This is a genomic window from Microcoleus sp. S1D4, from assembly GCF_036700765.1.
In the GTDB taxonomy this organism is placed as follows: domain Bacteria; phylum Cyanobacteriota; class Cyanobacteriia; order Cyanobacteriales; family Microcoleaceae; genus Microcoleus.
In genome coordinates this window covers 54,550-67,837 of record NZ_JAUBPP010000002.1, presented here as the reverse complement: position 1 = coordinate 67,837, position 13,288 = coordinate 54,550, and the positions used below count along the sequence as shown (strand labels likewise).

Genomic DNA, 13,288 nt, shown 5'->3' with positions numbered 1-13,288 from the left:
ACTTGCAGCAGATGAATCCGCGAACTTGAACTTGAATCTCAATGTTGGGGCGTTCCACAACTTAAGTCGGGCGCTTGTATCTGTTTTTGGGCGGTGTGAGATTGTGCTGTAAGCGATCGCTACAAAAAACGTCTTGAAGACTTATAATCATATCACAAAATTACTCCGCTGTCAACGCAAAACATTTTTGATTTCAACCTAAAATTTAACTTATACCTTCTAGTTTCTGCCTTAAAATAGCGGATTCAATTAAGTTTAGCTTGCCTTCTAAGTTTCACATAAATACCTGCATCATGTCTCGATTAAGCAATAGTAAAATGAAAATTTGAACCTTGACTAGGTTCAGACTCCACCCAAATACATCCGCCGTGACGCTGCACAATCTTTTGACAAATTGCTAAACCAATACCTGTACCAGAATATTCTCTTTGAGTGTGCAAGCGCTGGAAAATTTGAAAGATGCGTTCTTGATGCTTCACAGCAATCCCAATTCCATTGTCCGAGACAGAAAATAACCAGTTTTCATCTTGTTGACTAGCAGTAATATGAACCACAGGCGGTGCATCGTGGCGATATTTAATCGCATTGCTAACTAAATTTTGAAAAAGCTGCACGAGCTGAGAAAAATCCCCCATTACCGTTGGTAATTCGCTGTAACTAACAACTGCTTGAGTGTCGCGAATCGCCCCTTGCAGGTTGGCGATTGCTTGCTGGAGTGCGCGATCGCAATCTGTCAGTTCAAAAGGTTTCTGACTCCGGCCAACTCGCGAATATTCCAGCAAATCGTCAATTAAAGTTTGCATTCTCGTGCAGCCCTGAACAATATTGCCGATAAACTTACTAGCTTGGTCATCGAGTTGGTCTTTGTAGCGCTTTTCTAAAAGTTGAGCGTAGCTAGCAATGGTTCCTAAAGGCGCTTGCAAGTCGTGAGAAGCCACATAAGCAAATTGTTCGAGTTCCGCATTTGAGCGCGCCAATTCTTGGTTAGATTTTAATAGAGCAGATTCGGCGCGCTGGCGGTTTGCAATCTCTTTTTGAAGCAACAAATTTTGCTCTTGTAGAGCTTTTTCAACGGCGAGGCGGTGGCTGATTTCTTCTTGTAAAATTTGATTTTTTTCGTAAATATTTTTTTCGACTTCCAAGCGGCTGCTGATTTCTTCTTGAAGCAGCACATTTTGTTGTATTAGCTGTTTTTGTAAATTCCGCAAGGTGAGATGACTTTCGATGCGTGCGAGCACTTCTTCAAACTGAAACGGCTTGCTGATGTAGTCAACTGCTCCCACAGCAAAAGCGTTTACTTTGTCGAATACTTCATCTTTAGCACTGATAAAAATTACGGGAATTTCCCGAGTTTTTTCTTCGGATTTCAGGTGCTGACAGACTTCGTAGCCGTTCATTTCCGGCATCATGATGTCGAGCAAAATCAAATCTGGAGGATTGGAATTGCAGGCTCTGAGAGCCATTTGCCCGTTAATCACGCAGCGGGGCGCGTACCCCCGATGAGTCAACATCGTAGACAACAGGCGCAGGTTTTCTGGCGTATCGTCTACTACTAAAATGTTTCCTAATTGTATCTCTTGTGGGTTATTATTCATTGATTATTTCCTCAGTATAAAGTTATTAGTTATTGGTTATTGGTCATTGGTTATTGGTCATTAGTTATTGGTTATTGGTCATTAGTTATTGGTTATTGGTTATTGGTTATTGGTCATTAGTTATTGGTCATTAGTTATTGGTTATTGGTTATTGGTCATTAGTTATTGGTTATTGGTTATTGGTTATTGGTGATATCGTGTCCGATGGATTGAAAACAATAAGATTGGATCGCACGCGCGATCCGTTTTTGTTGTGGTGAGCGATCAGGCATTAGTCATCAGGCATTAGTCATCAGGAAGAAGGAAGAAGGAAGGAAGGAAGAAGGAAGAAGGAAGAAGCAAAAAATAAAAAGAACAGGAAAGCAGGAAGAATTGAGTTTTTAGGAATATTTTCAGTAAGAAATTCCTCACCATCTTGGGGTAGATACACTTGATTTTTTGCTCAGACAAAACAAACGATTTTTTGGTAGAAATATTGGACAAATCAAACGAATAATTCGCTCATAAACCAGTTTTTTAGCCGTTTGCTTTGTGCAATTGCTGTGAGTCTTCGTTTACCCATCTTCAAATCTCCAGCAGCAGAGTCAAAGCGTTATTGTACCAAGTCAATCCTTTATTTAAAACCTTAAATCCAGCTACTTTGCACATAGATTCTAAAGCAGAAGCTGTAGGCAACCACCACCACGGTCCAAAGTCGTTGATGTCAAAAACTGCTTTCTCAATTACTCCAAGAATTGGTGTGCCGTAGGTGTATTGCTGCCAGTAAGCTGCTAATATAGAGCGTTCTGCTTCGCTCAAAGCGGGAATGAAGATTACCCCAGAAGCTGGAATTTCGTAGCGCCCCCGCTCGTTTTCTATAACTTCTTGGGTAATAGCTGAAGTTAAGATTAAATACTGCCCTGTTATTTGACGCAAGCTCATTAAAATTTGCAAAGGGTGGGGGTGATGGTACAAAACTCCTGCACAGTGGACTACACCGTAAGGTTCGCCAATTTCTGCGGGCTGAATCTGAGTTATATCTTGACTGATACAATTATAATTAGCAATATTTAAACTTGCCATACGATCGCGAAAATCTTGCCAAATTTCTTGTGATGCGGGGGTGACATCAATCATTGTTAGAGAAACTGCACCGTATTTGCTTGCTATAGATACTTTTTCGTTGACGGTTCCCCACAAGCCGCCGACTTCTGCAAAAGTCTGATTTTTGACGACTCGGGCAATGTAGCGATCGCGAATATCGTCAATTTCCAACTCTAATAATAAACTGCGATCGCCACTTTGATGTTTTTGATCCAATATTTGCGCTAATTTTGCAGATATTGCTGCATCTTCCGGCCGTATTTCTAATGCCATCAAGTACAAAACAATCGCTGCGTCAAGCCGATCGCCATCAACAAACTTTTGGGCGGTTTCGCAGTAAAATTCTGGAGAGTGCAGCGGTTGCAATTCGTGGTGATAGTAGCTGGTTGCGGAGTCTAAATTTGCTGGAGTTTTTTCGCTCAAAGCGGCGGCTAACTTGGCGTAAATTTTTGGGAGAGAAGGCTCGATTTGTAAGGCGCAAAGGTAAGCGGAAACAGCCTTATTCCAGTCGTGCATTTCAGTCAAAGCATCGCCTAGATTGTAATAAGACCAAGCAAAATTTGGGTTGAGTTCAATGGCACGCTCATAAGCGGTAGCGGCTGCTTTCCACTGCTGGGTTTTCAACAGCGCTTCTCCTAAATTGTGGTAAGTCCAAAAAAAATCTGGATTGAGTTCGATCGCCCGCTGGTAGGCGAAGGTTGCCGCCAACCAATCCTGGAGTTTAACTAAAGTCAAAGCTAAGTTATAATGAGACCAAAAAAAATCGGAATTAAGGGCGATCGCGCTTTCGTAGGCTGTGGCAGCTTCCGACCATTTTTCTAGTTGAAAAAGCGCCTCTCCCAACTTGTGAAAAAAGCCAGAACAATTCGGATCTAAGTCAACAGCCTGCTGGTAGGCTGCGGCGGATTCCGACCATTTTTCTAATTTGCCGCAAGCTTCGCCGATGCTGTAGTAAGACCAAGAAAAATCAGGGTTAATTTCAACAGCAGTGCGGTAGACAATTAAAGCTTCTTGCCATTGCTCTAGCTCTAGCAAAACTGCGCCTAAATTAAAATAACACCAAAATGAATTCGGATTCAATTCAATACTTTCGCGATAGGCTTTTTCGGCTTCGTTCCAGAGTTGTTTCTCTTGAAAAACTCTTCCGAGTTTGTAATGAAATTCCGAAATATCTGGTTGAATTTTAATAGCTTGACGGTAGCTTAAAATAGCTTCATCCCAATGTTTTAGCTCGGTGGCTGCTTCGGCTAATTGGCAGTAAGCTTCGCAAAAACTAGGGTTTAAATAAATGGTGCGACGATAACAAATTATGGCTTGTTGAATTTTATTTTGCTCTAATAAAACATTACCTAAATCTAGATATTCTGAGGCTGTTTCTATCGGTTCCACCATGAGTGCTTGATAGGAGCAGTCTGCTGCTTTTTCTGGTTGACCGAGTTGGGTAAATATGCGGCTCAAATTGCGGTAAAATCCTGCACAGTCGGGTTGCAGGGAGATAGCTTTTTGGTAAAAGGCGATCGCCTCTTGCCACTGTTGCAAACTAGCGCTGAGCGTGCCGAGGTTAGCAAAAGCTTCGGCAAAATCGGGTTTGTGGGCGATCGCAACTTTATACCAATACTTTGCGTCTTCTAGATTGCCCTGAGCTTGCAGCGCCTTCCCTAGGGTTTTGCAAGTCTCGGCAGAATCGGGGTGCGATGCGAGAATTTGGTGGCAAAGTGCGATCGCCTCCTCCAACTTCCCAAAAGCTAAATATATTTCTGCCTGTTGTTGCAAATCAAGCGCTGCTGTTTCTGAATTCACTTACCGCGTTCCTGTTGAGTAATAATGACCTGTATGATTGTAGAGCAAAACCTGTCTAATTTCCAGATTGTACACAGACATCTGCTTTACTGTAAATACCGGAGCGCCTGCTGGGCATTTGTGCGATCGAACTTTAAGTGAATTTGCACAAAAGTAGAAGAAAAACCAATTTAGATTACACTAAAATAGCAACCAGTTAAGTAAATCCACTTAATCAAACGCCAAATACGGATCGCGATCGATATTGTGATGTATTTTTCTTCCTGCTTGCCTCTTCCTGATGACCAATAACCAATAACTAATCACCAATGACTAATCACCAATGACTAATAAAGTTCGCGAGCGGGGACGTTCGCGCTAATGACCAATGACTAATGACCAATGACCAATGACTAATGACCAATGACTTTTTCCTTATACTTAAAAGCGAATCAAATAATGTCAACAGTTAATCAAACACCGCTAGTCAGCGTAATTATACCAGCATATAATGGCGATCGCTACATCGCGCAAGCCGTAGAAAGCGCGATCGGGCAAACTTTTACAAATTTGGAAATTATCGTTGTAGACGACGGTTCCACAGATGAGACACATCAGGTATTGCAGCCTTATCTGGACAAAATTCGCTATGTATATCAAGAAAATCGAGGAGTAGCAGCCGCCCGCAACCGAGGAATTCAGGAAGCAAAAGGCGAATTTATAGCATTTTTAGATCAAGATGACTTCTTTTTACCCGATAAATTAGCCGCACAAATAGCACTGTTTCGCTCCTCACCATCATTAGGAATTGTCAACAGTGGCTGGCGTTTAGTTAACGAGCAAGGCGACGCAATTTCCGACATCACACCTTGGCTGTATTTCCCCAAATTAAACTTAGAAACTTGGATAGTACAAATGCCCGTACTTCCCAGCGCCATGATGTTTTCGCGCCAGTGGCTGGAAATGGCCGGCGGGTTTAACTCAGAGTTTGATTCAGTAGACGATTCAGATTTAGTGCTGCGTTTAGCAGTGCTGGGTTGCGAAGCAGCTTGGCTCCCTCAAATCACAGTATCCTACCGCCAGCACGACAAAAATGTATCAATCAAAAAAGCCCTGAAACAAGCAAATCTTTTTATTACCTTAAAACAGCAATTTTTCGCCAACCCCGATTTACCGCAGCACATCCGCGAATTAGAAAATCCGGCTTTCTACGAAGCATTGACTTGGATGGCGTGGCAATTGTACTATAGTAACTATCCAGTTGAGGCGGTTGATTTTTTTCAAAAATCTCTCCGCTACAGTCCCTATCCCGCAAAAAAAACAGTCACAAATTGGCTCCAACGTCTGGCTTCTATTGCCCTAGTTTACCGACGTACAATCGACTTTGAAATATTAAGAAATTTATCGGACTGGAAAAAGTTAATGGCTAGCATACTTTCCTCAAAAACACCCAGAGTCAGCGTCATTATCCCGGCATACAACTGCGAACGCTACATTGTGAATGCCTTAGAAAGCGCGATCGATCAAACTTACCAAGACTGGGAAATCATAGTCGTAGACGACGGTTCTACAGACAACACTCGCCAAGTTTTAGATGCTTACCGCGATGTAATTCAGTACGTCTATCAGGAAAATCAAGGCGCAGCAATAGCTCGGAATCGCGCTTGCGAGATTGCCAAAGGCGAATTCTTAGCTTTTCTGGATGCTGACGACTTTTTTCTGCCAGAAAAACTTGCAAAACAAATTGCTTTTTTTGAAGCTGACCCTTCTTTAGGGATGGTACAAAACGGCTGGTTGATAGTTGATGAAGCCGGAAAAGATATCTACGCATCCCTGCCTTGGGAAGAATCGCCAAACTTAGATTTAGAAACCTTTGTTCTGTACAAAAGCGTGCGTCCCAGCGCGATGATGCTGCGGCGCGAGTGGTGGGAACGTCTGGGCGGTTTTGACCCTCGCTTTCCGCCAACCGAAGATTTAGATTTTGCTTTGCGTTTGACTTTAAAAGGCTGCAAATGTGCTTGGTTGAAAGAGGTATTAACCTGCTACCGCCAGCACGATAAAAATTTGATGTCCGGCGGGCAAAAAGTGATGAAAAGTATGGAAATTGTGATGGAGCAATTTTTCGTCAGACCCGATTTGCCCGATCGCATTCGCAAATTAAAAAAGGCAGAACGTTACAAATGTTTAGTGTGGATAGCGTGGCGGATGTATCGCGACGGATATTTGGCTGAAATGGTCGAGTGTCTGCAAAAATCTCTGTACTATACTCCTTTTACTGGCTCGGAAACTGTTTTCAAATGGTTGGAAACTTTTAGAGTTTCTTCGGAAGAATACAGCAATAGTTTTGATGCTTATGCCTTGACCAATTTACCAGAATGGCAAGACATAGTTGTAGAGGCTGTCAACAATACCTATCAATTTAAATCAGCGCCTAGTTCAAGTTCCCGTCAATTGGGAAGGCACGTACTCCTGTACGCAGAAGACCACGGAATCGGCGGTTTAGCGCAATTCAACCACTCGCTGCTTTGCAAATTAGCAGCCGACGGCTACCGAGTTACTAGCGTACAAACTAAAACTTCTAATCCTTTAATTACCGAACAGCAGCAGCTAGGTATCGAGCATATTTGGCTGGAGTTCGACACAATGAAGGAGTTTTTGCGAATTGCTTACAATTGTGCGGATGCTGAAAGAATTTATGCAGAAGCTCAACCGGATTTAATTATCTTTAGCGATGGCTGGCCGATCGCAAATTTTGCTGCAAAACAAGTGGCGATTAAGCAAAACATACCTTATGTAATTACTCTCGGTTATATCGATCGCACTTATCAACATTTCAACCGTGGCGATCAAGTTCCCTATTTCGATGCAGTCGCCTATCAGTACGATTTAGCCAAATCCGTCATCGCTGTTTCCCACGAAAATTTAAACTTGTTCAAGAGTTTGTTTAAAACACCTCTGGAACAGGGAAAAGTTATTTATTACGGCAGGCCGGACAGTTATTTTGAACCGCCCAATCTTTCCAACCGCCAACGCTTGCGCCGAGAACAAGGCATCCCCGAAGAAGCTGTGGTTTGTTTCACGGCGGCGAGACTGACTCCAATTAAAGGATATCAGTATCAATTGCAGGCGATCGCCCAACTGAAAAATCTACCAATTTGGCCGCAGCTATACTTTGTGTGGGCCGGCCCCGGTTCTACCACTCACGACAATATGGAGCCGGAATTGAGAGCAACTGTTAGCGAATTAGGAGTCACCGAACAAGTTAAATTCTTAGGGCAGCGGTGGGATATTGCCGATTGGTTGGACGCCAGCGACATCTTTATTTTATCTTCCGAATCCGAAGGAATGCCGCTAGCAATTATGGAAGCAATGGCGAAAGAACTGCCCGTAATTGCTACAGCAGTCAGCGGTATTCCCGAAGAGTTGGGAGACACCGGAAAGTTAATCGCCGATCCCAAAATTGACCCTAAACAGACAGCGCGAGAGTTAGCAGAAACGATAGAACTCTGGGCACAAAACCCCGAATTGCGGAGGCTTGCAGGACAAGCTTGCAAACTGCGGGCTGCAGAAATGTTCAAGGAAGAACGGATGCTTGGGGAATACGCAGAAGTTATCGCAGAAGTCTTATCTGCTAGCAGCAATCGAGATAAATTTGCGGTAGCCCCAAAAGTCCAAAAGCAGATTCAGCAAGTTGACAGTATGCTCAATTACTATTATCTAGTATGGCAGGCATGGCAAGCTTTCGATCGCGGAGATATGTCCGGGATGGCGGAGAAGTTGCAGTTATCATGGAAATGCACGCCGCTGTTTACAACGGAAACTATTTTGAGCTGGATCACGAATTTTGTGACACTATCTGCCGAAAAGGGCGTTAAACTTGATACTCGCTCGCTAGTTGATTCTGAAGCTTGGCAAGAATTGATAGCATCAATCCAGGGTTTTGAAGTTGCCTTGTCTGTTCGTTAAGACTTTGTGCGTTCCCATTTCTAAAAAATGGTTTGCAGTAAGGAATGCAAGTCCTTGTTAGTTGGTAGTAAGAACTTGCATTCTTTCTTGGCTTGTCGTAAAAAATGCAAGTCTTTCTTATCTAAAATCTTTTAGGAAGGACTAAAGTCCTCACTACAAACTTACTAAGGTTTGTCATTGCTTCCTGTTGTTCACTTCGCCAGCAAATACAATATGCAATTCACCTTCAAGTTCAAACCTATTAACAAGCTGCTGCCAATTTGCTTGGCTGTGGTAACTATGCTGTTAATCGCCTATTTTGGGCAGCAAAGAGCGATCGCCCAAATGCGATCGAACATCACAGTAGATTTTGGACAACCAGCCGTCGGTATAACGTCCATGAGCGGCATCTTGCACGGCATCGACCCCAGCAAGCCCCCAGACAACTTAATCAAACCCTTGCAGCCGAAGCTGTGGCGGGCGGGAAGACTCGACATTTACGATCGAGTAATTGCCAGCGGAGCCGAATTTCAACTATTAGTTAGCGACCTCTGGGGCTACGGCAGCAATCCTAATGGCTGGCCCTATCAAAACTACCCTGCGTGGGAAGCATTCATCCGACAGTTAGCCCAGCAAAATAAAGGCAAAAAAATTATTTGGGATGTATGGAATGAACCCGATTTAAAAAATCCATTTTGGAATGGTAGCAGAGAACAATTCTTTGAAACCTACAAAAGAGCTTACAAAATCTTGCGGGAAGAATTGGGGCCAACAGCCGTGATTGGCGGGCCGAGCATCAGCACTTACAACAAAGAATACCTCGCCGCCTTTTTGGATTACTGCAAAGCCAACAAACTAGAAGTAAATTTCCTAGCTTGGCACGAACTCAACGATACGATAATTTTATTTGTGGACGACCACGTAATCGATGCCAAACGCAATTTTCAACAAAGTCCTTTTTACAGGGAACTGAAATTGCAAAAAATTTACGTTAACGAAATTGTTGGGGAATTAGCTCAATATCAGCCGGGGGAAATTTTAGGTTATTTGTATAACTTGGAGTATGCAAAAGCTGATGGTGCTTGTAGGGCTTGTTGGGATACAACCGGAGTTCAAAAAGTTAGCAATTGCTTCAACAATACGCTGAGTGGGATGGTTACGCCTAATACTTTTGAGCCTAGGGCCGCTTGGTGGACATACAAAGCTTATGCTGACGGAGTGAATTCGCGGGTGCTGAGCCGATCGGATAACGATCGCCTTGTCGCTTTAGCCAGCAAGTCAACTCCTCAAGGTAAAGCACAGGTACTTTTAGGTTATTTCGATCGCAATTATTCCTCGGCCACAACCGTTACCTTGACGCTGGCAAATTTGCGGCAATTAGGTATTGAAAAGAATCAAAAGATTACTCTGAAATTAGAGAAAATTCCCAACAATCTAGAAGGCGCTGTGCCAAAACTTATTACTGTCAAAGAAGACACTGTTTCGGTTGGGGGAAATAACTTGAATTATGTTATTCCTAATTTCAAGGTTCATGAAGGTTATGTATTGACGGTTAGGTAATATGGCGGTTGAAACCGCCCGATAGTTCAACGAAAAGGTCGGCAGAGCCTCCAGATATGCGTTCCCAGGCAGAGCCGGGAACGAGTAGAATTCGGCGGTTTAAACCGCCGAATTATGTGGATTTGTCAAAGATTTTTGCACGGATTCCAGCCATTCTCTGACTGTTTGATTTTCCGATTGTGGGTCATAGTAACAGCCTAATTCATCGAGGATGAATGTTTCTAAGTCGGCTGGGGCGATCGGCATTTCTAGCAGTTTGCTGAGCTCTTGCGATGCGGCTTCAACACTTTCGCGCGGTTCGCTGCTCAGGTAGTTGTTCACTACATCGCTGGGAGTGTCAGCTTCTAGCGGCCAGTCTTGGTGAAAGTAGGAACTGAAAAATTGGGTTAAATTAGGAAATTGATTGATCATTCGGGATAAGCTGTGAGAATAAAGTATCCGGGAGGTAATTTGGCACTGCGCTGGAGGACGATTTTCAGGCGAGATGCTGAAGTTGCTTTCGATGCGCGGCGGCGCAAAGTAATGCCAATTATTCTGTTGGCGTTATAGTCGATCGTATAACGATTTCCTCGACTTTTAACCCAGGAGTCGATCGCACTTTGGTTTCTGTTCATTGCTTCGGCAATGGCCGCTTCGGCGACGGAACGGTCAGTAAAGGAAGATGCGGCAGAAATTCTCCTTTCGCTTGCGAGTCGCTGTGCTAGTTGTGCTTCTGTTTTGCCAACGTGTCTTTCTAAAGTATGTCCTCCCGCAGCTTCGTGAACATCCAATCCGCCGCCCGGTATGCTAGGCACAAAAGCTAGAGTGGTTTGTGGTATGCTGGAAATTTCCGACCCAATAACCGTGGCGTAAACATCAGGTATTGCCGATTGGAATAAGATTGTTATTGAGGCGATCGCGCCTATGATACCTAAAAACTGTTTGAGACGATCAAATTGAGTTCTCATTGCTGTTTCTTATGTTCATTTGCAGAGTTATATACTATTTTTTTTCTACTTCATATTTTACCATTAGTTAGTTAAGAATTGCGCGCAGCATTTTAATATACGGTGCGCGGTGCATCGCCCTAGAATTACTGCGATGGCGATTATTCATAAATTTAAGGTGAGCGGTACTTACCCTAGAATTATTGAGCATAGGGGATGATTTCTGCGCTTCACAAAGCTTCACTAACCGCGAAAAAATGTTAATAATTATTTAGAAAAAATACAAATAATTGATGATACATTAATTGATGAGCTTTCAAAAGGTGGAAAAATGCAAGTAGTTATCCTCGCTGGCGGCCTCGGTACTCGTCTCAGAGAAGAAACAGAATTTCGTCCAAAACCTTTAGTTGATGTCGGCGGGCGTCCGATTATTTGGCACATCATGAAAATCTATGCCCACTACGGCTTCCAAAACTTCATTGTGTGCTTGGGCTATCGCGGGAACATGATTAAGGAATATTTCCTCAATTATGAAGCCATGAACAATGACTTTACTGTCTGTCTGGGACGCAAAAATAGCATTACCTATCATGAGGAACATCGCGAACAAGATTTTAATGTAACGCTGGCTGACACTGGCGCAGAAAGCTTGACGGGAGGACGGGTGAAACGGATCGAAAAATATATCGATGACGAGAATTTCATGGTGACATATGGTGATGGAGTTGCTGATGTCAATATTGATAAATTGATGGAGTTTCACAAGTCTCACGGAAAGCTAGCAACTGTGACTACATTTCGCCCGATTTCTCGCTTTGGAATTTTGGATGTAGACAGCGACAGCCGCGTAGTAGAATTTACTGAAAAACCTCAAATAGACGGCTGGATTAGTGTTGGATATATTGTGTTTAACCGCCGGGTATTTGAGTATTTGGGTGGGGATGATTGTGTTTTAGAACAGGAGCCGATGCAGCGTTTGGCGGCAGAGGGACAGTTGATGGCTTACCGTCATGAGGGCTTTTTCTTTGCAATGGATACTTACCGAGAATACAAGTATTTAAACGAACTTTGGGATGAAGGGAAGGCTCCTTGGAAAGTGTGGGGATAAATTAGAGCAAAAGATCGGACGGCGTTTGAAACCAGGTTTACACACACGAAGCCTGCCTTTGCAGACTGAAAAAATAAAGTAATTTTAATCGTCTTGTCTTCAACCTACACCAGGTGGGTTTTGTTTGTATAAAGCTGGTTTTAACAGCCCATTTTTCAATAAAATTATCATAAAAAATGGATTTCACAAATATTCTAAACATCACAGAAAGTTATCTCAAAGAGTGTGTTGTACCCCGCGCCGAAGTTATCGACGGCGACTCGGAAGCGCTGAAAATAGCAGTTGCTGGGTTGGAAAGTCGATCGCTCTTAGCGTTGCGAGTTCCGCTAAAATGGGGCGGCGCGGACATTCCACCGGAGGGTTTTTACGAATATCAGGAATTGACGGCTCGATATTCCGGCGCTTTGGCTTTCCTGCAAACTCAGCACCACAGCGCAACTGCGATGATTGCCAGCAGCGACAATGAAATGCTAAAAAATATCTACTTGCGGGCGATCGCCCAAAAAGAGTTACGCTTAGGTGTTGGGTTTTCGCATTTAAGGCGATCCTCTTCGAGGGCTTCGCTAACGGGTAATCCGGCTGTCACCGCAACTCCCACAAAGGATGGCTATTTACTGTCGGGGAATATTCCTTGGATTACAGGTTTTGGCTTGTTTCAAAAGTTTATTGTGGCTGCGCTACTTCCAGACAATCGCGCGGTTTTTGGTGTGCTACCTTTTGCCAATATCGATCGTGAATATGGTAAAATAGCTGTCAGCGAAATCATGCAGTTAATCGCCATGAACTCGACTAATACTGTGACAGCAACTCTCGATAATTGGTTGCTGCATGAATCGGAAATAATTTCGGTTAAACCTGTCGGGTGGATAGCCGAAAACGACAGCAAAAATATCCTGAATTCTGTGCCGGCTACTTTTGGCTGTATTAGAGCGGGATTGGATGTAATTGCAACAGTGGCGACTGCTAAAGATTCGCCTGTGATGGCGACGACTTGCCAAAAATTGGAGCAAAAGCTCGATCGGCTAAAACAGAATTTCCGACAATCTCAACATAGCTCAAAAGCAGAACAATTAGCGCTCCGAGCCGCAGCCATTGACTTAGCGGTGCGTTGCGGGCACGCAGCAGTTGTAGTTTCCGGCGGTGCGGCTAACGGTACGCAGCACCCCGCCGGGAGAGTTTATCGAGAAGCTTTGGTGTATACTGTTTCCGGGCAAACCAAGGACGTGATGGAAGCTGCGCTCGATCGAATTGTCAGCTAGCTTTTAGTCCGCTAGAAGTGGACTTCGCTTGAC

The 13,288-nt window shown here is 43.6% G+C and carries 8 protein-coding genes; 4 read left to right on the top strand and 4 right to left on the bottom strand.

Going from position 1 to position 13,288, the window contains the following annotated elements; all coding sequences use genetic code 11:
• Nucleotides 1-302 precede the first annotated feature (302 nt).
• Entirely contained in the window at nucleotides 303-1,595 is a 1,293-nt protein-coding gene (locus QT998_RS02710; RefSeq protein ID WP_194069471.1) for a response regulator, read from the bottom strand.
• 564 nt (nucleotides 1,596-2,159) lie between these two features.
• Nucleotides 2,160-4,478, bottom strand: coding sequence for a tetratricopeptide repeat protein (locus QT998_RS02705; protein WP_333117590.1), 2,319 nt, complete (start codon nucleotides 4,476-4,478; stop codon nucleotides 2,160-2,162).
• 438 nt (nucleotides 4,479-4,916) lie between these two features.
• Here QT998_RS02705 and QT998_RS02700 point away from each other — a divergent pair, with 438 nt between their 5' ends.
• Together QT998_RS02700 and QT998_RS02695 are read left to right on the top strand one after the other, a co-directional pair.
• A complete protein-coding gene (locus QT998_RS02700) occupies nucleotides 4,917-8,423 on the top strand; it encodes a glycosyltransferase (protein WP_333117592.1) in 3,507 nt (1,168 codons plus the stop codon).
• A gap of 213 nt (nucleotides 8,424-8,636) precedes the next feature.
• The gene (locus QT998_RS02695) at nucleotides 8,637-9,962 is read left to right on the top strand and encodes a GH39 family glycosyl hydrolase (protein WP_333117594.1); all 1,326 of its coding nucleotides are present in this window, start codon (nucleotides 8,637-8,639) and stop codon (nucleotides 9,960-9,962) included.
• 99 nt (nucleotides 9,963-10,061) lie between these two features.
• Here the strand turns inward: QT998_RS02695 and QT998_RS02690 are convergent, their stop codons facing one another.
• Nucleotides 10,062-10,373, bottom strand: coding sequence for a contact-dependent growth inhibition system immunity protein (locus tag QT998_RS02690; protein WP_333090469.1), 312 nt, complete (start codon nucleotides 10,371-10,373; stop codon nucleotides 10,062-10,064).
• A complete protein-coding gene (locus tag QT998_RS02685; RefSeq protein WP_333090470.1) occupies nucleotides 10,370-10,909 on the bottom strand; it encodes an RNase A-like domain-containing protein in 540 nt (179 codons plus the stop codon). Before QT998_RS02685 ends, QT998_RS02690 begins: the two co-directional genes overlap by 4 nt.
• Before the next feature lie 310 nt (nucleotides 10,910-11,219).
• On the opposite strand from QT998_RS02685, the gene rfbF reads away from it, so the two are divergent.
• Nucleotides 11,220-11,996 carry a glucose-1-phosphate cytidylyltransferase gene (gene rfbF / locus QT998_RS02680; protein ID WP_333117596.1) on the top strand — a complete coding sequence of 259 codons (777 nt, stop codon included), beginning with the start codon at nucleotides 11,220-11,222 and terminating at the stop codon, nucleotides 11,994-11,996.
• A 176-nt stretch (nucleotides 11,997-12,172) separates the two neighbouring features.
• Entirely contained in the window at nucleotides 12,173-13,255 is a 1,083-nt protein-coding gene (locus QT998_RS02675) for an acyl-CoA dehydrogenase family protein (protein ID WP_333117597.1), read from the top strand.
• The last annotated feature ends 33 nt before the right edge of the window (nucleotides 13,256-13,288 follow it).